Annotated in this window: 19 protein-coding genes; 9 read left to right on the forward strand and 10 right to left on the reverse strand. The window is 62.5% G+C overall.

What is annotated here, in order from left to right; genetic code table 11:
* Positions 1–310 precede the first annotated feature (310 nt).
* From carB to dapB, 3 genes are all read right to left on the reverse strand, one after another.
* Entirely contained in the window at positions 311–3,535 is a 3,225-nt protein-coding gene (gene carB, locus PG879_RS07435) for a carbamoyl-phosphate synthase large subunit (RefSeq protein WP_182936117.1), read from the reverse strand.
* Positions 3,536–3,551: 16 nt separating this feature from the next.
* Positions 3,552–4,688: a glutamine-hydrolyzing carbamoyl-phosphate synthase small subunit gene (gene carA / locus PG879_RS07440; protein WP_045524279.1), complete on the reverse strand. Its 1,137-nt coding sequence runs from the start codon at positions 4,686–4,688 to the stop codon at positions 3,552–3,554.
* 659 nt (positions 4,689–5,347) lie between these two features.
* Positions 5,348–6,160, reverse strand: coding sequence for a 4-hydroxy-tetrahydrodipicolinate reductase (gene dapB / locus PG879_RS07445; protein WP_010675190.1), 813 nt, complete (start codon positions 6,158–6,160; stop codon positions 5,348–5,350).
* Positions 6,161–6,476: 316 nt separating this feature from the next.
* Here dapB and PG879_RS07450 point away from each other — a divergent pair, with 316 nt between their 5' ends.
* The 4 genes from PG879_RS07450 (at position 6,477) to serA (ending at position 10,819) form a co-directional block, all read left to right on the forward strand.
* The gene (locus tag PG879_RS07450; protein WP_270829977.1) at positions 6,477–7,823 is read left to right on the forward strand and encodes a Na+/H+ antiporter NhaC family protein; all 1,347 of its coding nucleotides are present in this window, start codon (positions 6,477–6,479) and stop codon (positions 7,821–7,823) included.
* A 104-nt stretch (positions 7,824–7,927) separates the two neighbouring features.
* On the forward strand, positions 7,928–8,524 hold the full coding sequence (locus tag PG879_RS07455) for a 5-formyltetrahydrofolate cyclo-ligase (RefSeq protein ID WP_039040382.1): 597 nt from the start codon (positions 7,928–7,930) through the stop codon (positions 8,522–8,524).
* Between the two features lie 143 nt (positions 8,525–8,667).
* Positions 8,668–9,321 (forward strand): ribose-5-phosphate isomerase RpiA, encoded by a 654-nt coding sequence (gene rpiA, locus PG879_RS07460; RefSeq protein WP_270829978.1) that lies wholly within the window; start codon positions 8,668–8,670, stop codon positions 9,319–9,321.
* Positions 9,322–9,586: 265 nt separating this feature from the next.
* Positions 9,587–10,819, forward strand: coding sequence for a phosphoglycerate dehydrogenase (gene serA / locus PG879_RS07465; RefSeq protein ID WP_270829979.1), 1,233 nt, complete (start codon positions 9,587–9,589; stop codon positions 10,817–10,819).
* Positions 10,820–10,897: 78 nt separating this feature from the next.
* Here serA and PG879_RS07470 read toward each other — a convergent pair whose 3' ends face one another.
* Positions 10,898–11,278, reverse strand: coding sequence for a diacylglycerol kinase (locus tag PG879_RS07470; RefSeq protein WP_052816484.1), 381 nt, complete (start codon positions 11,276–11,278; stop codon positions 10,898–10,900).
* A gap of 141 nt (positions 11,279–11,419) precedes the next feature.
* On the opposite strand from PG879_RS07470, the gene PG879_RS07475 reads away from it, so the two are divergent.
* Entirely contained in the window at positions 11,420–12,484 is a 1,065-nt protein-coding gene (locus PG879_RS07475; RefSeq protein ID WP_042014687.1) for a 3-deoxy-7-phosphoheptulonate synthase, read from the forward strand.
* A gap of 207 nt (positions 12,485–12,691) precedes the next feature.
* Here the strand turns inward: PG879_RS07475 and PG879_RS07480 are convergent, their stop codons facing one another.
* The 3 genes from PG879_RS07480 to PG879_RS07490 form a co-directional block, all read right to left on the reverse strand.
* Positions 12,692–13,465: an ATP-binding cassette domain-containing protein gene (locus tag PG879_RS07480; protein WP_180911718.1), complete on the reverse strand. Its 774-nt coding sequence runs from the start codon at positions 13,463–13,465 to the stop codon at positions 12,692–12,694.
* Positions 13,452–14,459, reverse strand: coding sequence for a vitamin B12 ABC transporter permease BtuC (btuC, locus tag PG879_RS07485; protein ID WP_039041213.1), 1,008 nt, complete (start codon positions 14,457–14,459; stop codon positions 13,452–13,454). Before btuC ends, PG879_RS07480 begins: the two co-directional genes overlap by 14 nt.
* A 75-nt stretch (positions 14,460–14,534) precedes the next feature.
* Positions 14,535–15,266 (reverse strand): substrate-binding periplasmic protein, encoded by a 732-nt coding sequence (locus PG879_RS07490; protein ID WP_270829981.1) that lies wholly within the window; start codon positions 15,264–15,266, stop codon positions 14,535–14,537.
* 112 nt (positions 15,267–15,378) lie between these two features.
* Here PG879_RS07490 and PG879_RS07495 point away from each other — a divergent pair, with 112 nt between their 5' ends.
* Positions 15,379–15,735 (forward strand): DMT family protein, encoded by a 357-nt coding sequence (locus tag PG879_RS07495; RefSeq protein ID WP_010675200.1) that lies wholly within the window; start codon positions 15,379–15,381, stop codon positions 15,733–15,735.
* A 56-nt stretch (positions 15,736–15,791) separates the two neighbouring features.
* Complete coding sequence (tapW, locus tag PG879_RS07500) at positions 15,792–16,928, forward strand: type IVa pilus ATPase TapW (RefSeq protein ID WP_223915879.1); 1,137 nt, start codon at positions 15,792–15,794, stop codon at positions 16,926–16,928.
* A 62-nt stretch (positions 16,929–16,990) separates the two neighbouring features.
* Here the strand turns inward: tapW and PG879_RS07505 are convergent, their stop codons facing one another.
* From PG879_RS07505 to PG879_RS07515, 3 genes are read right to left on the reverse strand one after another with little or no spacing between them, the layout of a single operon-like run.
* Positions 16,991–17,233 (reverse strand): FeoC-like transcriptional regulator, encoded by a 243-nt coding sequence (locus tag PG879_RS07505; RefSeq protein WP_223915881.1) that lies wholly within the window; start codon positions 17,231–17,233, stop codon positions 16,991–16,993.
* A 46-nt stretch (positions 17,234–17,279) separates the two neighbouring features.
* The gene (gene feoB / locus PG879_RS07510) at positions 17,280–19,550 is read right to left on the reverse strand and encodes a Fe(2+) transporter permease subunit FeoB (RefSeq protein ID WP_223915883.1); all 2,271 of its coding nucleotides are present in this window, start codon (positions 19,548–19,550) and stop codon (positions 17,280–17,282) included.
* Entirely contained in the window at positions 19,547–19,774 is a 228-nt protein-coding gene (locus tag PG879_RS07515) for a FeoA family protein (protein ID WP_010675204.1), read from the reverse strand. The genes feoB and PG879_RS07515 overlap by 4 nt, the downstream gene beginning before the upstream one ends.
* Before the next feature lie 119 nt (positions 19,775–19,893).
* Between PG879_RS07515 and PG879_RS07520 the strand changes: the two genes are divergently transcribed.
* The gene (locus PG879_RS07520) at positions 19,894–20,223 is read left to right on the forward strand and encodes a translation initiation factor (protein ID WP_042864056.1); all 330 of its coding nucleotides are present in this window, start codon (positions 19,894–19,896) and stop codon (positions 20,221–20,223) included.
* A gap of 253 nt (positions 20,224–20,476) precedes the next feature.
* Complete coding sequence (locus tag PG879_RS07525; RefSeq protein WP_010675206.1) at positions 20,477–21,034, forward strand: TMEM165/GDT1 family protein; 558 nt, start codon at positions 20,477–20,479, stop codon at positions 21,032–21,034.
* Positions 21,035–21,067: the final 33 nt, after the last annotated feature.

A 21,067-nucleotide genomic window follows, 5' to 3' on the forward strand; every position in this document is an offset into this window, starting at 1 on the left:
CGCTGATCTCTCGCACGCCACCTTTCGGTGTGTCGGCGCAGACGACCTTGTTTGTATGAGCACCCAGTATAGGGAGGTCGTGGGGGCGAGAGATTGCGAAGATTGCACCCCATCATGCCAATTCAGCAATATTGATGCAGTGAAAGTCCATTCATGGGGTGAGTATCACCACCCATGATGATTTATTCGCCATTTCACCCATCTTCCTTGAAGGCGTTTCCCCGGAAGTGGCAGGGCGCAGGCAATAAAAAACCCCGCCATCGCTGGCGGGGTTTGCGTGCATCGAGCGGGCAGCGTGCTGCCGGAGCTCTTAGCGGTTGTTCACCTTCTCATGCAGCTCCTGCACTGAGTTCACATTGGCGGTGGCATCCACGCTGATGGCCATGCAGGTGGCGAAGGCCGCGTGCAGCGTGGTGGTGTAGGCCACCTTGTGCTGCAGGGCGCCACGGCGCAGCTGCTTGGAGTCCTCGATGGCCTGACGACCCTCGGCGGTGTTGACGATATAGGTGTACTCGCCATTCTTGATGCGATCCAGAATGTGCGGGCGACCCTCGTGCACCTTGTTGACCAGACGCGGGTTGATGCTCGCCTCGCCCAAGGTCACGGCGGTGCCGTGGGTGGCGTCGAGGTCATAACCCAGCTCCAGCAGCTTGGCGGCCAGGTTGACCACCCGTTCCTTGTCGCCGTGGCGAACGGACAAGAGGGCGCGACCTTCGCTCGGTACCTGGTGACCGGCACCCAGCTGCGCCTTGGCATAGGCCTCGGCGAAGCTGCTGCCCACTCCCATGACTTCACCGGTGGAGCGCATTTCCGGCCCCAGCAGCGGGTCCACACCCGGGAACTTGGCGAACGGCAGTACCACTTCCTTCACCGAGTAGTAGGGCGGGATGATCTCGGTGGTAAAGCCCTGTTCTTTCAGGCTCTGACCGGCCATGACGCGGGCGGCAATCTTGGCCAGCGGGGCACCGGTGGCCTTGGAGACAAACGGCACGGTACGGGCGGCACGGGGGTTCACCTCGATGAGGTAGATCTCGTTGTCTTTCACCGCGAACTGCACGTTCATCAGACCGACCACGCCGAGTTCCAGCGCCAGCTTGCGTACCTGCTCGCGCATCTCGTCCTGGATGGACTTGGACAGGGTGTAGGGCGGCAGGGAGCAGGCGGAGTCACCGGAGTGGATACCGGCCTGTTCGATGTGCTCCATGATGCCGCCGATAACCACGTCAACGCCGTCGCAGATGGCGTCCACGTCCACCTCGGTGGCGTCGTCCAGGAAGCGGTCCAGCAGCACAGGCGACTCGTTGGAGACGCTCACTGCCTCGGCGAAGTAGCGGCGCAGGTCCTGCTCGTCATAGACGATTTCCATGGCGCGGCCACCCAGCACGTAGGAGGGGCGAACCACCAGCGGGTAGGTGATGCGCGTGGCCAGTTGCACGGCCTGCTCCAGGGCGGTGACGGTGCCGTTTTCCGGCTGCTTGAGCCCCAGGCGCTCGACGGCGGACTGGAAGCGCTCGCGGTCTTCCGCGCGGTCGATGGCATCCGGGCTGGTCCCGATGACCGGCACGCCGTTCGCTTCCAATGCCCGCGCCAGTTTCAGCGGAGTCTGGCCGCCGTACTGGACGATGACGCCCTTGGGCTGCTCGACCCGCACGATTTCCAGCACGTCTTCCAGGGTCACCGGCTCGAAGTAGAGACGGTCGGAAGTGTCGTAGTCGGTGGAGACGGTTTCCGGGTTGCAGTTGACCATGATGGTCTCGTAACCGTCTTCGCGCAGGGCCAGGGCCGCGTGTACGCAGCAATAGTCGAACTCGATGCCCTGACCGATACGGTTCGGGCCGCCACCGATGACCATGATCTTGTCGCGGTTGGTGGGGTTGGCCTCGCACTCTTCGTCGTAGCTGGAGTACATGTAGGCGGTGTTGGTGGCGAACTCGGCCGCGCAGGTATCGACCCGCTTGTAGACCGGGAAGATGTTGTGGCGGGCACGCAATTTACGCACTTCACCTTCGGCCACGCCTAGGATCTTGGCCAGACGGGCGTCGGCAAAGCCTTTGCGCTTGAGGGCGCGCAGGAAGTCGGCGTCAAGACCGGCCATGCCGCGCTCTTTCACCTGCTCTTCCAGTTTCACCAGCTCTTCAATCTGCACCAGGAACCAGGGGTCAATCTTGGTCAGCTTGAACACGCCATCCATGGAGAGGCCGGCGCGGAAGGCGTCGGCGATGTAGAAGATGCGCTCGGCACCGGCATCCTGCAGCTCGTGACGGATGCGGGTCAGGGAGTCGGGGGCGTTCAGGTCAACCATGGGGTCGAAGCCGGTCTTGCCGGTCTCGAGACCACGCAGGGCCTTGTGCAGGGACTCCTGGAAGTTGCGGCCGATGGCCATCACTTCACCCACGGACTTCATCTGAGTGGTCAGACGGTCGTTGGCGCCGGCGAACTTCTCGAAGTTGAAGCGCGGCACCTTGGTCACCACGTAGTCGATGGCCGGCTCGAAGGAGGCCGGGGTGCGACCGCCGGTGATGTCGTTCATCAGCTCGTCCAGGGTGTAACCGATGGCGAGCTTGGCGGCGATCTTGGCGATGGGGAAGCCGGTCGCCTTGGAGGCCAGCGCAGAGGAGCGCGACACCCGCGGGTTCATCTCGATGATGACCATGCGGCCGTCTTTGGGGTTGATGCCGAACTGGACGTTGGAGCCGCCGGTCTCGACACCGATCTCGCGCAGCACCGCCATGGAGGCGTTGCGCATGATCTGGTACTCCTTGTCGGTCAGCGTCTGGGCTGGCGCGACCGTGATGGAGTCACCGGTGTGGATGCCCATGGGGTCGAAGTTTTCGATGGCGCAGACGATGATGCAGTTGTCGTTGCGATCCCGCACCACTTCCATCTCGTACTCTTTCCAGCCGATGAGCGACTCGTCGATGAGCAGCTCCTTGGTCGGGGAGAGATCCAGACCGCGTTCGCAGATCTCCACGAACTCTTCGGTGTTGTAGGCGATGCCGCCGCCCGAGCCACCCATGGTAAAGGAAGGACGGATGATGCAGGGGAAGCCTACCATCTGCTGCACGCCCCAGGCCTCTTCCATGTTGTGGGCGATGCCGGCACGGGGGCACTCGAGACCGATGCTGCGCATGGCCTTGTCAAAGCGGGAGCGATCCTCGGCCTTGTCGATGGCGTCGGCGGTGGCGCCGATCATCTCGACACCGAACTCCTTGAGCACGCCATGCTGCTCCAGCGCTAGGGCGCAGTTCAGCGCAGTCTGACCACCCATGGTGGGCAGGATGGCGTCCGGGCGCTCTTTCTTGATGATCTCGCGCACCACTTCCCAGGTGATGGGCTCGATGTAGGTGGCGTCGGCCATCTCCGGGTCGGTCATGATGGTGGCCGGGTTGGAGTTCACCAGGATGACGCGGTAGCCCTCTTCTTTCAGGGCCTTGCACGCCTGGGCGCCGGAGTAGTCGAATTCGCAGGCCTGACCGATGACGATGGGGCCGGCGCCGAGGATCAGGATGCTCTGTAGGTCGTTACGTTTTGGCATGGCTCTCTTTATCCTCTTAGGCGCGATACTGCTTGATCAATTCAATAAAGTGGTCGAACAGACCGGCACAATCGTGCGGGCCCGGGCTCGCTTCGGGGTGACCCTGGAAGCTGAAGGCCGGACGGTCGGTGCGATGGATGCCCTGGAGCGACCCATCGAACAGGGAGACGTGGGTGGCACGCAGGCACTCGGGCAGGGTCTGCTCGTCCACCGCAAAGCCGTGGTTCTGGGCGGTGATCATCACGGTGTTGTCGTCCAGACTCTTCACCGGGTGGTTGGCACCGTGGTGGCCGAACTTCATCTTGATGGTCTTGGCGCCGGAGGCCAGGCCCAGCAACTGGTGGCCCAGGCAGATACCGAACACCGGGGTGCTGGTATCAAGGAAAGCCTTGATAGCTTCGATGGCGTAGTCGCACGGCTCGGGGTCGCCGGGGCCGTTGGAGAGGAAGATGCCATCCGGGTTCATCGCCAGTACCTCGGCGGCCGGGGTCTTGGCCGGCACCACGGTCAGGCGGCAGCCACGGTCCACCAGCATGCGCAGGATGTTGCGCTTCACGCCGAAGTCGTAGGCCACCACGTGGTATTTCAGCTCATCGGCCGCCGGGATGACGTGACCCTTGCCGAGCTGCCAGCTGCCTTCAGTCCAGCTGTAGGATTCGCTCACGGTCACTTCCTTGGCCAGGTCCATCCCCTTCAAACCGGGGAAGGCGCGGGCCTGTTCGAGGGCATGGGCTTCATCGAGCTGCTTGCCGGCCAGGATGCAACCAGCCTGGGCGCCTTTTTCACGCAGGATGCGGGTCAGCTTGCGGGTGTCGATGTCGGCGATGCCAACGATGTTGTGGGACTTGAGGTAATCGGAGAGGGATTGCTGATTGCGGAAGTTGGAGGCCAGTATCGGAAGGTCCCGGATGATGAGGCCCTGAGCATGGACCTGACTGGACTCTTCATCTTCGCTGTTGGTGCCGGTGTTGCCTATATGGGGGTAAGTGAGGGTAACGATCTGACGGGAATAGGAGGGATCTGTGAGGATTTCCTGATAACCCGTCATCGACGTGTTGAAAACCACTTCACCAACGGAACATCCCTCGGCGCCTATCGACACGCCTTTGAACACAGTTCCATCTTCCAGCACTAGCAATGCAGTGTGATTCAAGACAACCTCCAGTTATTTAGCTTTAAATTCAGCAATTTACCTGGGTGTTGCGGGCTCGGTTCCGGTCTTTGACAGGACTCGAACCCGGCAGATTTCTGGCAAATTGGGCGCATTCTACTTAAAAACGATCTCATTTCAACGTCTTTTCTCGTTTGAAATGCATCTAAATTCAATAAAAAAGCAACATTACCCATTATCTATGCACTCACTCGCTTTGCAACCCCCTCTTCAAAAAGAAAAGCCAAACACAGACAACAAAGCGGCTCCCGATGCCATGCAACGTACAAAAAACCAAATTTACCACTTAATAAACAGCAAGATAGAAAATTAAAAAATAAACAACACAACAGCAAAAATACCATTTGAAGCCAGAAAAGTGAACGCCAAGAATAGAAAACGTTTTTCTTGGATTGCATTTTTAGTCTATTTCACATCAAGGCGAAATGCCCCCCGCAGGGGAATATTGAGACCCAAACCCGTTACCCCTTGATGACATTTTTGTCGCAAGAGGGTGGCAGGCTTGTAAGAATGGCAGGATTTAGCGAGGTTCACTCAAAAAGTGATGATTAAGGCTCATTTCTACAAAAAAGTGACAAAAAACCCCGGCGGACCGGGGTTTGGCAACCAGTACGGGAGTCTGCACTCCCCCTGAAGACGGTTTATTTCAGACCGAGCACATCCTGCATGTCATAGAGACCGGCCCCTTGCTGGCCGAGCCACTTGCCCGCCCGCACTGCACCGTTGGCGAAGGTCAGACGGCTGGAAGCCTTGTGGCTGATCTCGACCCGCTCGCCGATGTCGGCGAACATGACGGTGTGCTCCCCCACCAGATCGCCGGCGCGGATGGTGGCAAAGCCGATGGTGTTCCGATCCCGCTCACCGGTGATCCCCTCACGACCATAGACGGCGCACTCTTTGAGATCCCGGCCCAGGGTTTTCGCCACCACTTCTCCCATGGAGAGCGCGGTGCCGGACGGAGCATCCACCTTGTGTCTGTGGTGCCCCTCGATGATCTCGATGTCGGTGTACTCCCCCATCACCCTGGCCGCCTGCTCCAACAACTTGAACACCAGGTTGACCCCGACCGAGTAGTTGGAGGCGAAGACGATGCCGATCTGCTTGCCGGCCTCGTGCAGGGCCGCCTTGCCCGCCTCGTCAAAGCCGGTGGTGCCGATCACCATCTGCTTGCCATGAGCCAGTGCAAAGGCGAGGTTCGCCAGGGTCACCTCGGGGCGGGTGAAGTCGATGATGAGATCGAACTCGTCCTTCACCTTCTCCAGACTGTCGCTGATGATGACGCCAAGGCGCCCCAGGCCGTTGAGTTCACCCGCATCCAGACCGATCACGGCAGAGCCCGGTCGTTCCAGCGCCGCTCCCACCACCACGCCCTCGGCGTTGGCGATAGCCTCCAGCAGCACCTTGCCCATACGACCATTACAGCCCATCACGGCCACACGGATCGGATTGTCCATCTCCACCCTCTCATCTCTTTATTATGGAAAGAGACCGTTTTACCAGCCCGCGCCCCCTTTGAAAAGCCCGATCTGGCCCGCCAAACCACCCCGACATTTAAACGATAAATTCATTAAAAACAGAATAAATAACGGAATAACCAGACAAGTCAGAATCACGAAGCAAAAAGCCCCATCCATCTGGACGGCTATCTTGACCCGGGCGGGCCGACTCACTACTGTTGGCCCCCCATGGTGGCAGGATGCCCGCCCTGTGCCCACCCCGGAGGCGCCACAGGCAACGACAGGAGGTCATTGTTCAAGTTTCGAGGAACACATGATCCAGACCCAACCCCGTGCCAGAGCCCTGCTGCCCCTTCTGGTCTTTCTTGCCCTCTTCATCGGAACCGGTACCTGGCTGACCCTGCAGGGGGTCGAGTTTGCCTTCTACCAGCTCCCCGCCCCCGTTGCCTCCCTGCCTGCCGTCATGCTGGCCCTGCTGATGGGACGCGAGGGGTTCAACAAGAACCTCGAGACCTTCTTCAAGGGGGTGGGCGAGAGCAACATCATGGCTATGTGCCTCATCTATTTGCTGGCGGGCGCCTTCGCCACCGTGGCCAAGGCCACCGGTGGGGTGGATGCCACGGTCGCCCTCGGCCTCTCCCTCATTCCGGGCTGGTGCCTGCTGCCGGGGCTCTTCCTCATCTCTGCCTTCATTGCCACCGCCATGGGTACCTCCATGGGCACCATCGGCGCCGTGGCACCGGTGGCGCTGGGCGTCGCCCAGGCCGCCGGCATCGATCCGATGCTGATGGCGGGGACCATCCTCTCCGGCGCCATGTTCGGGGACAACCTCTCCATCATCTCCGACACCACCATCGCCGCCACCCGCAGCCAGGGCTGCGAGATGAAGGACAAGTTTCGCGAGAACATCAAGATTGCCGCCCCCGCCGCCGTGCTGGTGATCCTGCTCTATCTGGTGCTGGGCTCCACCGGTGAAGCGCCGGCCCCCACCGCCGGGGCGGACTTGCTCAAGGTCGCCCCCTATCTGCTGATCCTGGTGCTGGCCCTCTCTGGCATGAACGTCTTCATGGTACTGGGGCTCGGCATCCTGGCGGCCGGTGGCGTGGGGCTGCTTGGCAGCTACTCCCTCGGCCAGTTCAGCAAGGACATCTATCAGGGCTTTACCAGCATGCAGGAGATCTTCCTGCTCTCCATGCTCATCGGCGGTCTGGGTGCCCTGATGGAACGCCAGGGGGGGCTCGCATGGATAAGTGAGCGCATCGCCGCCCTGATTGCCCGCTTCACCCGCCACCACGATGGCGAGCAGAACGAAAAGGCGGCCGAGCTCGGCATCGCCGGCGTGGTGAGCCTCACCAACCTGTGCACCGCCAACAACACCGTGGCCATCATAGTCGCGAGCAAGGTGGCCAGGGATCTGGCGGACCATCACGGGGTCACCCCGCGCCGCGCCGCCTCCATGCTGGACATCTTCTCCTGCGTGGTACAGGGGCTGATTCCCTGGGGCGCCCAGGCGCTGCTGCTGGGTTCCATCTTCGCCCTCTCGCCGATCCTGGTCGTGAGCATGAGCTTCTACCCCATGGCGCTGGCCCTGGCCGCCATCGTGGCCGTTTTCCTCAAGCACCAGATGGGCGCAGTGGCTCCCGCCCCCCACCGTTCCTGACGCCCGACCTCAGGGGCCGCCCGGCTGGCGGCCCCGCCATCGGCTTTTCATCCCGTCGGCCCCTTGCTAAGGTAGCGCCAGCCCACCTTTGCCCAGGAGTCCCCATGCCGGATACCCAACCCGAACGCCAGAACCTGCGCCAGCTCATTCGCCAGCGCAGAAAAAGCCTTAGCCAGGCCGAGCAGCAGGCGGCGGCCCAGCAGCTGGTCGAGCGCTTCCAGGAACACCCCGGCATCCTCGCGGCCAGGCGCATCGCCCTCTATCTGGCCAACGATGGGGAGCTCGATCCCCTGCCCGCCATCCACTGGCTGTGGGCCCGGCAAAAGGAGGTCTACCTGCCGGTGCTACACCCCTTCACCCCGGGTCACCTGCTCTTCTTGCGCTACACCGCCACCACCCCCATGACCCGCAACCGCTACGGCATCGCCGAGCCCGAGCTCGACGTGCAGCAGGTGCTGCCCCACAGCATGCTGGACATCATCTGCACCCCGCTGGTGGCCTTCGATGAGGCTGGCAACCGCCTCGGCATGGGGGGCGGCTACTACGATCGCACCCTCGCCTGCTGGCACGAGCACCAGCTCGGCCCAAGACCTCTGGGGCTCGCCCACGACTGCCAGCAGGTGGATGCCGTCCCCCGGGAGCAGTGGGACGTGCCGCTCCCCCAGATCATCACCCCCAGCCGCAGCTGGCACTTTGCCTGATGAGGCGGGGGCGCCCCCTTCGGTTCAATAAACAGGCAAACGATTTACATCTTGAGGATTTTTGCGCCGGAACGTGAGCACCATGGTCGCTCTGGGGGGGATGCTTGGATATAATGCGCCCGCTTTTTCCATAAGGATCCATCATGACTCAAGATGAAATGAAGAAGGCGGCCGGTTGGGCTGCGCTCAAATACGTGGTACCCGGCACCATCATCGGGGTGGGCACCGGCTCTACCGTCAATCACTTCATCGACGCACTGGCGACCATGAAAGACCAGATCAAGGGCGCGGTGTCGAGCTCCATCGCCTCCACCGAGCGCCTCAAGGGTCTCGGCATCCCGGTGTTTGACCTCAACGACATCGATGCCCTCTCCGTCTACGTGGATGGTGCCGACGAGATCAACGCCAGTCGCGACATGATCAAGGGGGGCGGTGCCGCCCTGACCCGCGAGAAGATCGTCGCCGCCGTGGCCGACCAGTTCATCTGCATCATCGACAACACCAAGACCGTCGACGTGCTGGGCACCTTCCCCCTGCCGGTGGAAGTGATCCCCATGGCCCGCGAATACGTGGCCCGCGAGATCCGCGCCCTTGGCGGCAACCCGGTGTGGCGTGAAGGGGTGGTGACCGACAACGGCAACATCATCCTGGACGTCAAGGGCATGGCCATCACCGATGCCAAGGCTCTGGAAACCCGCCTCAACAGCATCGTGGGCGTGGTCACCAACGGCCTGTTCGCCCACCGTGGCGCCGACGTTGTGCTGATCGGCACCCCCGAGGGTGTGATCACCAACTAAGGCCCGCTCCCCGGACCTCTCCCTCCGGGCAAGCCCCCGCCCGGGTCAGTCAATCTGACTGCCCCAAATGGACAACGGCGCCTCATGGCGCCGTTTCTGGTTATCCCTCAATGGCTTGTAGCAGCACATCTGCAACAATCGTTGATAACTTCAAAGAATTTGACTTTCGTCACAAATATTCCCTCTCCCAAACGTTTTTGCTACTTTACGGTTTTCTTCACACTGCAAGCCTGAACGCATTTTTCAAAACAATAGAGGGAACGTCATGACAGCCAAGTTTTCGCTGGACAAGGATAAGATCAAGGTACTGCTGCTGGAGGGAGTCCATCCCAATACGGTGGAGACCTTTCGGGCAGCCGGCTACACCAATGTGGAATATCTGAAGACGTCCCTGTCGGAAGAGGAGTTGATCGAGCGCATTCGTGACGTGCATTTCGTGGGCCTGCGTTCACGCACCCAGATCACCGAGAAGGTGCTGGATGCCGCCACCAAGCTGGTGGCCATCGGCTGCTTCTGCATCGGCACCAACCAGGTCTCCCTCAACGCCGCCCACGTGCGCGGCATCCCCGTCTTCAACGCCCCCTTTTCCAACACCCGCTCCGTGGCCGAACTGGTACTGGGGGAGATCCTGCTGCTGCTGCGCGGCATTCCCGAGAAGAACGCCAAGTGCCATCGCGGCGTCTGGGAGAAGCTGGCCAACCGCAGCGTCGAAGCCCGCGGCAAGAAGCTCGGCATCATCGGCTACGGCCACATCGGCACCCAGCTTGGCATCATCGCCGAGATGATCGGCATGAAGGTCTACTACTACGACATCGAGAACAAGCTTTCCCTTGGCAACGCCATCCAGGTGCCAAACTTGGTGGAGCTGCTCAACATGTCTGACGTCATCAGCCTGCACGTACCGGAAACCGCCTCCACCAAGGATCTCATCGGTGCAGAGCAACTGCGCATGATGAAACCGGGCGCCATCTTCATCAACGCCTCCCGCGGCACCGTGGTGGACATCGACGCCCTGGCCGACGTCATCAAGAGCGGCCACCTCTCCGGCGCCGCCATCGACGTCTTCCCGGTGGAGCCCAAGTCCAACGACGAGGAGTTCCTCACCCCGCTGCGCGGCCTGGACAACGTGATCCTGACCCCCCACATCGGCGGCTCCACCCAGGAAGCCCAGGAGAACATCGGTCTGGAAGTGGCCAACAAGCTGGTCAAATACTCCGACAACGGCTCCACCCTCTCCGCGGTCAACTTCCCGGAAGTCTCCCTGCCCGGCCACAAGGGCTCCAGCCGCCTGTTGCACATTCACCGCAACCAGCCCGGCGTGATGAACCAGATCAACCAGATCTTCGCCGACGAGGGGATCAACATCGCCGGTCAGTACCTGCAGACCAGCAGCGAGATCGGTTACGTGGTCATCGACGTCGAAACCGAGCACAGCGAGAAGGCCCTGGCCCGTCTCAAAGAGATCAATGGCACCATCCGTGCCCGGATCCTGCACTGATAAGCCCTTATCTGCGCAGCAAAAAGCCCGTCGTGATGACGGGCTTTTTTATGTCAGGAGAAAGGTTGCTCTCGCAACCTACCACCAGCCCAGCAGGTTGCGGCCCACCAGGGCGCCCCACACCAGGGCATTGAGGGCCAGGGCGATGAAGACGGCGGCGGAGCCCAGATCCTTGGCGCGGCCCGAGAGTTCGTGATGCTCGGAGCCGATGCGATCCACCACCGCCTCCACGGCGGAATTGAGCACCTCGACGATCACCACCAACCAGCTGATGCAGACGAGCAGCAGGATCTCGTTGAGGGAGTCACCTATCCAGAATGCCAGCGGCATCAGCAGCAGGATGAGCAGCAGCTCCTGACGGAAGGCGGCCTCGTTGACCCAGGCCGATTTGAGACCTTTCATGCTGTAACCGGTTGCGTTGATGATGCGGGTGATCCCGGTCGCGCCTGGCTTTGCCACGATAACTACCTCATTTGAAATGGCTTTTGGGTTCACATCCTATCAGAGCCGCCCAAGGTTTCCATCGGGTGACTTTTGCTTTATTTTATTCCCTTGCATTTTGGCATCCCGCCCACCTTATCCACTCGAGAATTGAGTCGTATGTCCATTCACACCGATGAATTGCGCACCCGTCGCCTGGAGGCCCTGATCACCCCCAGCGAGCTGGCGCACGCCTTCCCGTTAACCGACACCATCGCCCAGAACCTGCTGGATGCCCGCCGCCAAGTGGAAGCCATTCTGTCCGGTGAAGATCAGCGCCTGCTGGTCATCGTCGGCCCCTGCTCCATCCACGATCCTGCCGCCGCCCACGAATACGCTCTGCGTCTGAACACCCTGCGTGAAGAGTACAAAGAGAGCCTGTGCATCGTGATGCGCACCTACTTCGAAAAGCCGCGCACCATCGTCGGCTGGAAGGGGCTCATCAATGATCCGCGCCTGGACGGCAGTTTCGACGTCAATGAAGGGCTCAAACTGGCCCGCAAGCTGCTGGTGGACATCAACGAGACCGGCATGCCCACCGCCACCGAGTTCCTCGACATGGTGACCGGCCAGTACATCAGCGATCTCATCACCTGGGGCGCCATCGGCGCGCGCACCACCGAGTCCCAGGTTCACCGGGAGATGGCCTCCGCCCTCTCCTGCCCGGTGGGGTTCAAGAACGGCACCGACGGCAACACCCGCATCGCCATCGATGCGGTGCGCGCCGCCCGTCACAGCCACATCTTCTACTCCCCGGACAAGGACGGCAAGATGACCATCTACCGCACCGCCGGCAACCCCTACGGCCACGTGATCCTGCGCGGCGGCCACAGGCCCAACTACGACACCGCCAGCATCGACGAGGCGTGCGAGGCTCTGGCCCAGGTGGGCCTGCCGGAGCGCCTGGTGGTGGACTTCAGCCACGGCAACAGCATGAAGGATCACCGCCGCCAACTGCTGGTGGCCCAGGATATCTGCGATCAGCTGCGCCGCGGCCGCACCGGCATCGCCGGCATCATGGCCGAGAGCTTCCTGGTGGAAGGGCGTCAGGACGTGGAGAACGGCTGTGCCGCCACCTTCGGCCAGAGCATCACCGATGCCTGTCTGTCGTGGAGTGACACCGAAACCCTGCTGGCCATGCTGGCAGAAGCCGCCCAGGTGCGGCTGAACAAGCAGAAAGCCTGAGCAACCGCTCAACGCTCTCTCTACCAAAAGAGCCAGGCATCACGGATGCCTGGCTCTTTTCATGTCCACAGTGATTCACTCGCCCCCTTGGCTTCACTCAGCCTCTGCCGGTTTTCAATGCTGTATCCGTAGTCGACGGAACGGCTCCCTTCTCCCACTTGTTTTAAAAGAATGGGAGAAGGGCTGGGGATGAGGGGGAAGACCGCCTCAAAGACTCGGCATAAACCAGATGCGGCCGGCCGCCTCGATACGATCGGTGCGGATCTGGAACACCCGCTCCAGCAGCGCCTCGTCGATGATCCCGACGTCCCCTTCCCCCACCACGCGGCCCTGTTGCAGGCAGAGCACGCGATCCGCCCAATCGATGGCCAGATTGATGTCGTGGATGGCCACCACCACCAGCAATCCCTGCGCGGCCAGTTGCTTGAGCAGCCGCAGCAGCGCCATCTGGTGATGCAGATCCAGCCCCGCCAGGGGTTCGTCCAGCAGCAGCACCCGCCCGATCGGATTGAGGCTTGGCCACAGTTGCAGCAGGGTGCGGGCGATCAGCACCCGCTGCTGCTCCCCCCCGGACAATCGGCTGAAGTCCCGTGCCAGCAGAGGCGCCAGTTCCAGGGCGTCGCACACATCCGCCACCGCCTGCGCCTGGGCATCGGGGCCCCCCTCCTCCAGCCCCAGGCTCAGCACCTGGAACACCGGGATGTGGAACAGCTGGGGCTGGCGCTGGGGCAGCATGGCGCGCCGCGTTGCAAGCTCGGGCCAGCTCAGGGTCGTGATGGCCTCTCCCCCCAGCAAGACGGCGCCATCGGCGGGCAGCAGGCCCGCCAGTGCCCCGAGCAGGGAGGACTTGCCGCTGCCGTTGGGGCCGAGCAGGGCCACCAGCTGACCGCCGGACCAGGTGAGATCCAGGGGAGCGAGGCGATGGGGGATGGCCAGGGCGCGGGCCTCCAGCCGCCAGGGGGCGGGATCAGCGGGACACATCGGCATCTTGCCTCAGCAGCAGATAGATAAAGAGCGGGGCGCCCACCGAGGCGGTGATGACCCCGATGGGCAACTCACCGGCGTGCAGCGCCGAGCGGGCCACCAGATCGGCCCCGAGCAGCAGGGCGCCACCCCCAAGCGCCGAGGCGGGCAGCAGGAAGCGCTGATCGCTGCCACCGCACAGGCGCAGCAGGTGAGGCACTACCAGGCCGACGAAACCGATGACGCCGCACAGGGAGACCGCCACCCCGGTGAGCAGGCAGACCGCCAGCACCAGGCGTACCCGCATGCTGTCCACGTTCAACCCCATAAGGCGGGCCTGGGTCTCCCCCAGCAGCAGTTGTTGCAGTGCCCGCCCCTGCCAGCAGAGCCAGCCGAGGGTGAGGGGCAGCACCAGCCACCACCAGGCAAGCTGCTGGCTGCCGTAGGCGAGGCTGCCCATCATCCAGAACATGAATTCCCGCAAGGCGCCGTCGTCGGCGAAATACATCAGCCAGGTCATGGCCGCATTGGTAAGGATGCCGATGGCGACCCCGAACAGCAGCAGCCGCCCATGGCCGAGCCGTGCCCGGCGTGCGAGACGGATGAGCAGCATGGTCACCACCAGGGCGCCGCCAAAGGCCGCCAGCGACAACCCCCAACCTGGCAGATAGAGCCCGAGCCCCTTGGCCACCGCCATCGCCACCATGGCGGCGAGGCCAGCGCCGCTCGAGACGCCAAGCAGGCCGGGTTCCGCCACCGGGTTGTGCAGCATCACCTGGAGCACGGCACCACCGCAGGCAAGGGAGGCCCCCGCCAGCAGAGCCAGCAGGGCGCGGGGCAGGCGCAGTTCCAGCAGGATGCGCAGCTCCAGATCCCCCAGCGGCTGCCAGGGGAGCAGCACGAACTCCCCGAGGGCGAGGGAGAGCAGGAACAGGGCCAGGGTCAGCAGCGACAGCAGGAGCAGCCAGCGGCGCTGCCAGCGCTGCTGGCGACGGATGAGGGCGAGATACACGGGATCCCCAAGAAGTGAGGCCCGCCGGGGGGCAGGCAGGAAAGCTGCATGATAACAGCGCGTTACCACCCAAGGTCAAGGCTGGTAGGGCTTGGCCAGCGCCGCTATCTCGCCGCTCTCCACCATGGCTTGCAACGCCTGCGCCAGCTTGGGGCCCAGCTCGTGGTGGGGTGAGTGCTTGCTCATCCCGAGGTAGAGCACCACCGGGTTGGGGGGCTGGAAGGGTGCCTTGACGAGGCCGGCGTCGTTGCGCTGGCTCAGGGCGTAATCCACCTGGCAGTCGGTCCCTATCATCAGGGGCAGGTGGCCCCGCTCCACCATGCGCTGCAACTGGTCTTCGGTGGGGACCCCGTGCTTGTCTAGCTGGGTGTCGCCATCGAAGGGGGGGAAGTAGGCGGAGTTGAGCACATAGCCTATCTCGCGGCCTCGCAGATCCTCGTAGCCCCTGAGACCTGCCACGGCGGCGGGCTTGCCATAGAAGGCAGGCCGGCACTGGTAATAGGACGGCTGCAGGTAGTCGATGAAGGCGGCCCGCTCCTCGGTGTGAGCCAGCCCTATCATCAGATCCACCTGACCGGTCTGCATCTGTTTGAGTGCCCGTCCCCAGGGCACCCGTTTGAGGGTGAGCACAATGCCGCTGCGTGCCTGCAACTGGCGCAGAATGTCGATATCCAGCCCCTGGAAGTCGTCGTTCTCTGCCAGCATGCGAAACGGCGGCCAGACATCGGTGGCCACCGTCAGGGTCGGCGCACCTTGCGCCCAGCAGGCAAACAACAGACAAAGCGCACCCCAGCTTGTCTTGCCCATCCAGCTTTCGCCTTCTTTTGTTACATCCTTGTGAGCTAAAAATACCCTCAAGCACCACTTATGAAAACCCATGGAGTCGAGATAAAATGCATTGATTTAAAAGGAGAACCTAATGAACCCCATCATGACCAGTATCGGCCTGCTCATCTGCAGCAACGTCTTCATGACGTTTGCATGGTACGCCCATCTCAAGAGCATGAATCACAAACCCTGGATCATCGCCGCCCTGGTGAGCTGGGGGATAGCCCTGTTCGAATACCTGTTGCAGGTGCCCGCCAACCGCATCGGCCACACCGTGCTCTCCGTCGGCCAGCTCAAGATCCTGCAGGAGGTGATCACCCTCACCGTGTTCGTTCCCTTCTCCATCTTCTATCTGAAAGAAGATCTGAAGTGGGACTACCTCTGGGCGGGTCTGTGCATCCTGGGCGCGGTCTTTTTTGTGTTCCGCGAAAAACTGACCGGCGCCTGAGGCTGTACACTCAAGCCATTCATCATCCCCCAGCCCTTTGAGCGACGAGGCCCCTCATGGAATTGAGAGACATGCTGCAGATCCTGGCCAAACAGGACGGTTCCGATCTCTATCTCTCCACCGGCGCCCCCCCCTGCGCCAAGTTCAACGGCGCCCTGCGCCCCCTCACCCAGAAGCCCCTGGGGCCGGGCGAGGTGGCCCGCATCGCCTACGACATCATGGATCTCGAGCAGAAACAGCAGTTCGAGAAAGAGCTGGAGATGAACCTCGCCATCTCCCTGCCCCAGATAGGCCGTTTTCGGGTCAACATCTTCAAGCAGCGCAATGAAGTCTCCCTGGTGGCGCGCAACATCAAGACCGAGATCCCCCGCTTTGAGGATCTCAAACTCCCTCCGGTGCTCCTCGACACCATCATGGAGAAGCGGGGTCTGGTGCTCTTCGTCGGCGGCACGGGGTCCGGCAAATCCACATCGCTCGCGGCCCTCATCGATCATCGCAACCGCAACAGCGGCGGCCACATCATCACCATCGAGGATCCGGTGGAGTTCGTCCATCGCCACCAGAAGAGCATCATCAACCAGCGGGAGGTGGGGGTGGATACCCGCAGCTTCCACGCGGCCCTGAAGAACACCCTGCGCCAGGCGCCGGACGTCATCCTCATCGGTGAAATCCGCGATCGGGAGACCATGGAGCATGCCCTCGCCTTCTCGGAGACCGGGCATCTGGCCATCTCCACCCTGCACGCCAACAACGCCAACCAGGCGCTGGATCGCATCATCAACTTCTTCCCGGAAGAGCGCAGACCCCAGCTGCTCAACGACCTTGGCAACAACCTCAAGGCCTTTGTCTCCCAGCGGCTGGTGAAGACCACGGACGGCGGGCGCCGGGCGGCGGTGGAGGTAATGCTAGGAACCCACACGGTGCGCGATCTCATCAAGCGCGGCGAGTTTGGCGGCCTCAAGGAGATCATGGAAAAATCCAGGGCCCTTGGCATGGTGACCTTCGACAGCACTCTGTTCGATCTGGTGGTCGAGGGGGTGATCGACGAGGAGGAGGCGGTGAAGAACGCGGACTCCCAGAACAACCTGCGCCTCAAGATCAAACTCTGGCGGGAGAAGGGTCAGATAGGCAACAGCGCGGCGGCGAGCGGCTGGAGCCTGGAGCCCACCAAGGACGAGGGCGGCCTCTTCTAAGACCGGACCCGGCGGCCACGAAAAAGGGAACCCTCGGGTTCCCTTTTGCATATGGGCAGGCGTCAGCCCTTCTGGACCAGCCCTATCTGGCCGGGCTCGCACCACTCGAACGTCACCTCTTCGTGCTTGCCGCAGCAGGAGCCGCCACACAGGCGGCTCTCCCGCTTGGCGACGCGCCCCTTGCGCATCCAGACCCCGAGCATGGCCTCTACCGCATCCTCGGAGGTGTGGAAGTGGCGGGCCAGCGCCCGCCGGCTCACCTTCCTGTGCAGGGCCAGATAGTCCCCCAGTTCACGCAGGATCACAGAATACCCTCCCTCTCGGCGCACTCGCCCCTGACCATGAGCCCCTTCACAGGGTCACCACCTTGCGGGCGACGATGTCGCCGTGACGACGCCCCAGCCACCAGAGCAGCACCAGGGAGAGCAGATAGCTCAGGCTCCAGGCAAGGCTCTGCGCCGGGTGGGCGGCGAAGGTCGCCAGTTGATAGAAGAGGGTGGCGCACAGGAAGGCGACGTAGTTGCACCAGGCGGCGGTGAACAGGGCCCACTGGCGACCGGTCTCTCGCACCAGAGCCCCCATGGCGGCGGCGCAGGGCATGTAGAGCAACACGAACAGCAGGTAGGCAAAGGCCCCGGCCACGCCGTCGAAGTGGGTCTGCATGTTGCCGTAGGTGGAGGTGTCCACCTCCTGGGCCTCGGCGGCCGCCTGCTTGTCCTCCAGATCCCCCACCTTGAGCCCCATGGGATCGGCGGGGTCGATGTCCGCCAGGTTGGCGGGAATGGTGGCCAGCGCCGCTTTCAGGCTGCCCAGCAGGGAATATTCACTCTCCTCCTCATCACCGGCGCCGCCGGCGTAGAGGCTGTTGAGGGTAGCGACCACCGCCTCCTTGGCAAAGATGCCGGTGAGGATGCCCACCGTGGCCTGCCAGTTGTCGTCCCGCACGCCTATGGGATGCAGCACCGGGGTCACGGACTGGCTCAGCTTGCTCAGCACCGAGTTCTCCTGATCCTGGTTGCCGAAGCTGCCGTCGGTGCCGAGGGAGTTGAGCACGCTCAGCACCGCCACCATCAGGACGATGGTCTTGCCCGCGCCGAAGATGAAGCCCTTGAGTTTCTGCCAAGTGCGCAGCCCCACGTCCACCGGACGGGGCCACTCGTAATCGGGCATCTCCATCACCATGGAGTCGCTCTTGCCCGGCAGCAGGGTGCTGCGCAGGAAGAGGCCGGTGAGCACCGCCACCAGGATGCCGAACAGATAGAGACCGAACACCAGGTTCTGCCCCGACTCGGGGAAGAAGGCCACCGCGAACAGGGCGTAGACCGGCAGACGGGCACCGCAGGACATGAAGGGCGCCATGGCCGAGGTCATCAGCCGCTCGCGCTCCGACCCCAGGGTCCGGGTTGCCATCACCGCGGGCACGGTGCAGCCAAAGCCCATCAGCATGGGGACGAAGGCCTTGCCGGGCAGGCCGAGGCGACGCATCAGGGCGTCCACCACGAAGGCGGCGCGGGCCAGATAGCCGGAGCTCTCCAGCACTGCGAGGAAGAGAAAGAGGCAGCCCACCACGGGGATGAAGGTCGCCACCGTCTGCAAACCGGCACCCACGCCGTCCGCGAGCACGGCCCCCAGCCAGTCGGGGGCACTCATCAGCCCCAGCAGATGGTGCACCCCATCCACGAAGAGAGCCCCCCCGAGGATGTCGAAGAAGTCGATGAAGGCGCTACCCACCTTGATGGCGAACATGAACATCAGGTACATCACCAGCAGGAAGAAAGGGATGCCCACCCAGCGGTTGAGCAGCACCCTGTCCAGCCGTTCGCTCTGGGCGACGGTGAGCTTGTCCTGATGACGGCACGCCTGCTGGCACCAGTGGTGGATATGGCCGTAGCGCAAATCAGCGAGTTGCAGGTCGATGTCCTGGGCGTGGTGGGCGCGGCTCACCACGTTGTCGGCCGCCGCCTGCTGCCCCGCCGCCAGGGTCTCCTGCATGGCGATGTCTTCCTCCAGCAGGCGCAGGGCGCGACCACGGCGATGCAGATGATGGGGGGCGAGCAGAGTCTCCAGCTCGGCGATGTCTCCCTCGAGGGGCTGACCGTAGTCGAGCACCAGGGCGGGCTGGGACTGGCCGATATACTGGTGGATCCCCTCTTTGAAGGCCGCCACCTGCTGGCGATTGTGGGCCGAGAGTGACACCACGGGGCACCCCAGCGCCTTGGCGAGCAAGGCCTCGTCGATGGTGATGCGCCGCTTTTGCAGCAGATCCATCTTGTTGAGCACCACCACCATGGGCAGCCCCAGCTCCCGCAGTTGCAGGGTAAGGTAGAGGGAGCGCTCCAGGTTGGCGGCATCGATGACGTTGAGCAGCAGATCCGGCTGCTGGCGCTGGACGAAGCGGCTGGCGATCTGCTCGTCCAGGCTCGCCTCCTGGTTGGCCAGGGCATAGATGCCGGGCAGGTCCACCAGGGTGTATTCCTGCCCGCGGGCAGCAAAGGCCCCCATCTTCTTGTCGACGGTGACCCCGCTCCAGTTCCCCACCTGCTGGCGGGAGCCGGTCAGGGCGTTGAACAGGGAGGTCTTGCCGCTGTTGGGATTGCCCACTGTGACCAGGTTGTAGCTCATACCGGCTCCACCTCGATTTGCTGGGCCAGACTCCGCTGCATGGAGAGGCAGATGCCCTGGCACTGGATCTGGAGCGGGTCCCCCAGGGGGGCGGCCCGCAGATAGAGGATCTCGGTCTGGGGCAGCAGCCCCATCACCATCAGCTTGCGCCGCAAGGCGCGGCCAAGGTGGTTCATGTGCGTGATGCGAGCGCTCTGTCCCGGCGACAGCTCTGTGAGTACCATGACGGGCTCCTGAAGTTAAACAAGAATAATTCGCTTTTAATGGGGGGATTATAAGCTGTGCCCTCAACATTTATTTGCGTAAAATCAAACTCCGCTTAGCTAACCGACAAAGTAATGCCATGAGTCACGACAACAACAGCCGCCTGGTCTATAGCACGGACGGCGGCATGATCAAGGAATCCGCCCCCGCCCAGCACGCCTCCCCCTTCCCCGCCGACGGGGTCGTGCGCATCCGCCGCGAGACCAAGGGACGCAAGGGGGCCGGGGTCATCAGCATCCACGGCGTTCCCGCCGACCAGCAGAAGGCCCTCGCCACCCTGCTCAAGAAGAAGTGCGGTACCGGCGGCGGTCTCAAGGAGGGGGTCATCGAGATCCAGGGGGACAAACGGGACCTCATCAAGGCCGAACTGGAGAAGGCCGGCTTTCAGGTCAAGCTGGTGGGGGGATAATTCCCCATCCCGCGCCTTGCCTCACCGGGGGTTTTTCCCTAGAATGCCCGCTCCCATCGAGGGGGAGTAGTCTCGCCACGGACCCGTTCCGTGCGCGATCCTGATCAACATACTTGGTGCCAACTCACCATGGTCAGGGTGATCCGGGCAATGCCGGATTTGACAAGACCTTTGACGGGCCAGTGCCAAAACCGGGGACGGATGGCGCAGGCTTGTCTTTGGTTTATAACAATTCCGTCCCCCGGTCATTTTTATGGAAGCCTTGTTAACCTCCACCATCAGCGTTGCCATCGCCGAGATCGGCGACAAGACACAGCTGCTGGCCCTGTTGCTCATCTGTCGTTTTCGCAAACCCTGGCCCATCATCGCCGGCATGCTGGCTGCCACCCTGCTCAACCACGCAGGGGCCGCCTGGATAGGGGAATTCATCAGTCGCTGGATGGATCCCAAGGTGATGACCTGGCTGGTCGCTGGCGCCTTCATCGCCATGGCCGCCTGGATCCTGGTGCCGGACAAGATGGACGATGAAGAGAGTTCCCTGGACAAGTACGGCCCCTTCATGGCCACCTTCGTGCTCTTCTTCATCGCCGAGATCGGTGACAAGACCCAGATAGCCACCGTGCTGCTGGCAGCCAAGTACGACTCCCTGATCCAGGTGATCACCGGTACCACCCTCGGCATGATGCTGGCCAACGTGCCCGTGGTGCTGCTCGGCAAGCTCGGGGCCGACAAGCTCCCCCTCAAGGGGATCCGCATTGCCTGCGCCATCCTCTTTGCGGGGCTTGGCATCTCCACCCTGATCTTCGCCTGACCTCCATAGAAGCCGGCGGGGGATCAGCGTGAG

Source organism: Aeromonas sp. QDB63 (assembly GCF_027707425.1).
GTDB classification, from domain to species: domain Bacteria; phylum Pseudomonadota; class Gammaproteobacteria; order Enterobacterales; family Aeromonadaceae; genus Aeromonas; species Aeromonas caviae.

Coding starts and splice junctions, on each gene's coding strand:
- carB (WP_182936117.1), bottom strand. CDS start 3,535: ATGCCAAAACGTAACGACCTACAGAGCATCCTGATCCTCGGCGCCGGC.
- dapB (WP_010675190.1), bottom strand. CDS start 6,160: ATGGACAATCCGATCCGTGTGGCCGTGATGGGCTGTAATGGTCGTATG.
- PG879_RS07450 (WP_270829977.1), top strand. CDS start 6,477: ATGATCCAGACCCAACCCCGTGCCAGAGCCCTGCTGCCCCTTCTGGTC.
- PG879_RS07455 (WP_039040382.1), top strand. CDS start 7,928: ATGCCGGATACCCAACCCGAACGCCAGAACCTGCGCCAGCTCATTCGC.
- rpiA (WP_270829978.1), top strand. CDS start 8,668: ATGACTCAAGATGAAATGAAGAAGGCGGCCGGTTGGGCTGCGCTCAAA.
- serA (WP_270829979.1), top strand. CDS start 9,587: ATGACAGCCAAGTTTTCGCTGGACAAGGATAAGATCAAGGTACTGCTG.
- PG879_RS07475 (WP_042014687.1), top strand. CDS start 11,420: ATGTCCATTCACACCGATGAATTGCGCACCCGTCGCCTGGAGGCCCTG.
- PG879_RS07480 (WP_180911718.1), bottom strand. CDS start 13,465: ATGTGTCCCGCTGATCCCGCCCCCTGGCGGCTGGAGGCCCGCGCCCTG.
- PG879_RS07490 (WP_270829981.1), bottom strand. CDS start 15,266: ATGGGCAAGACAAGCTGGGGTGCGCTTTGTCTGTTGTTTGCCTGCTGG.
- PG879_RS07495 (WP_010675200.1), top strand. CDS start 15,379: ATGAACCCCATCATGACCAGTATCGGCCTGCTCATCTGCAGCAACGTC.
- tapW (WP_223915879.1), top strand. CDS start 15,792: ATGGAATTGAGAGACATGCTGCAGATCCTGGCCAAACAGGACGGTTCC.
- feoB (WP_223915883.1), bottom strand. CDS start 19,550: ATGAGCTACAACCTGGTCACAGTGGGCAATCCCAACAGCGGCAAGACC.
- PG879_RS07515 (WP_010675204.1), bottom strand. CDS start 19,774: ATGGTACTCACAGAGCTGTCGCCGGGACAGAGCGCTCGCATCACGCAC.
- PG879_RS07520 (WP_042864056.1), top strand. CDS start 19,894: ATGAGTCACGACAACAACAGCCGCCTGGTCTATAGCACGGACGGCGGC.
- PG879_RS07525 (WP_010675206.1), top strand. CDS start 20,477: ATGGAAGCCTTGTTAACCTCCACCATCAGCGTTGCCATCGCCGAGATC.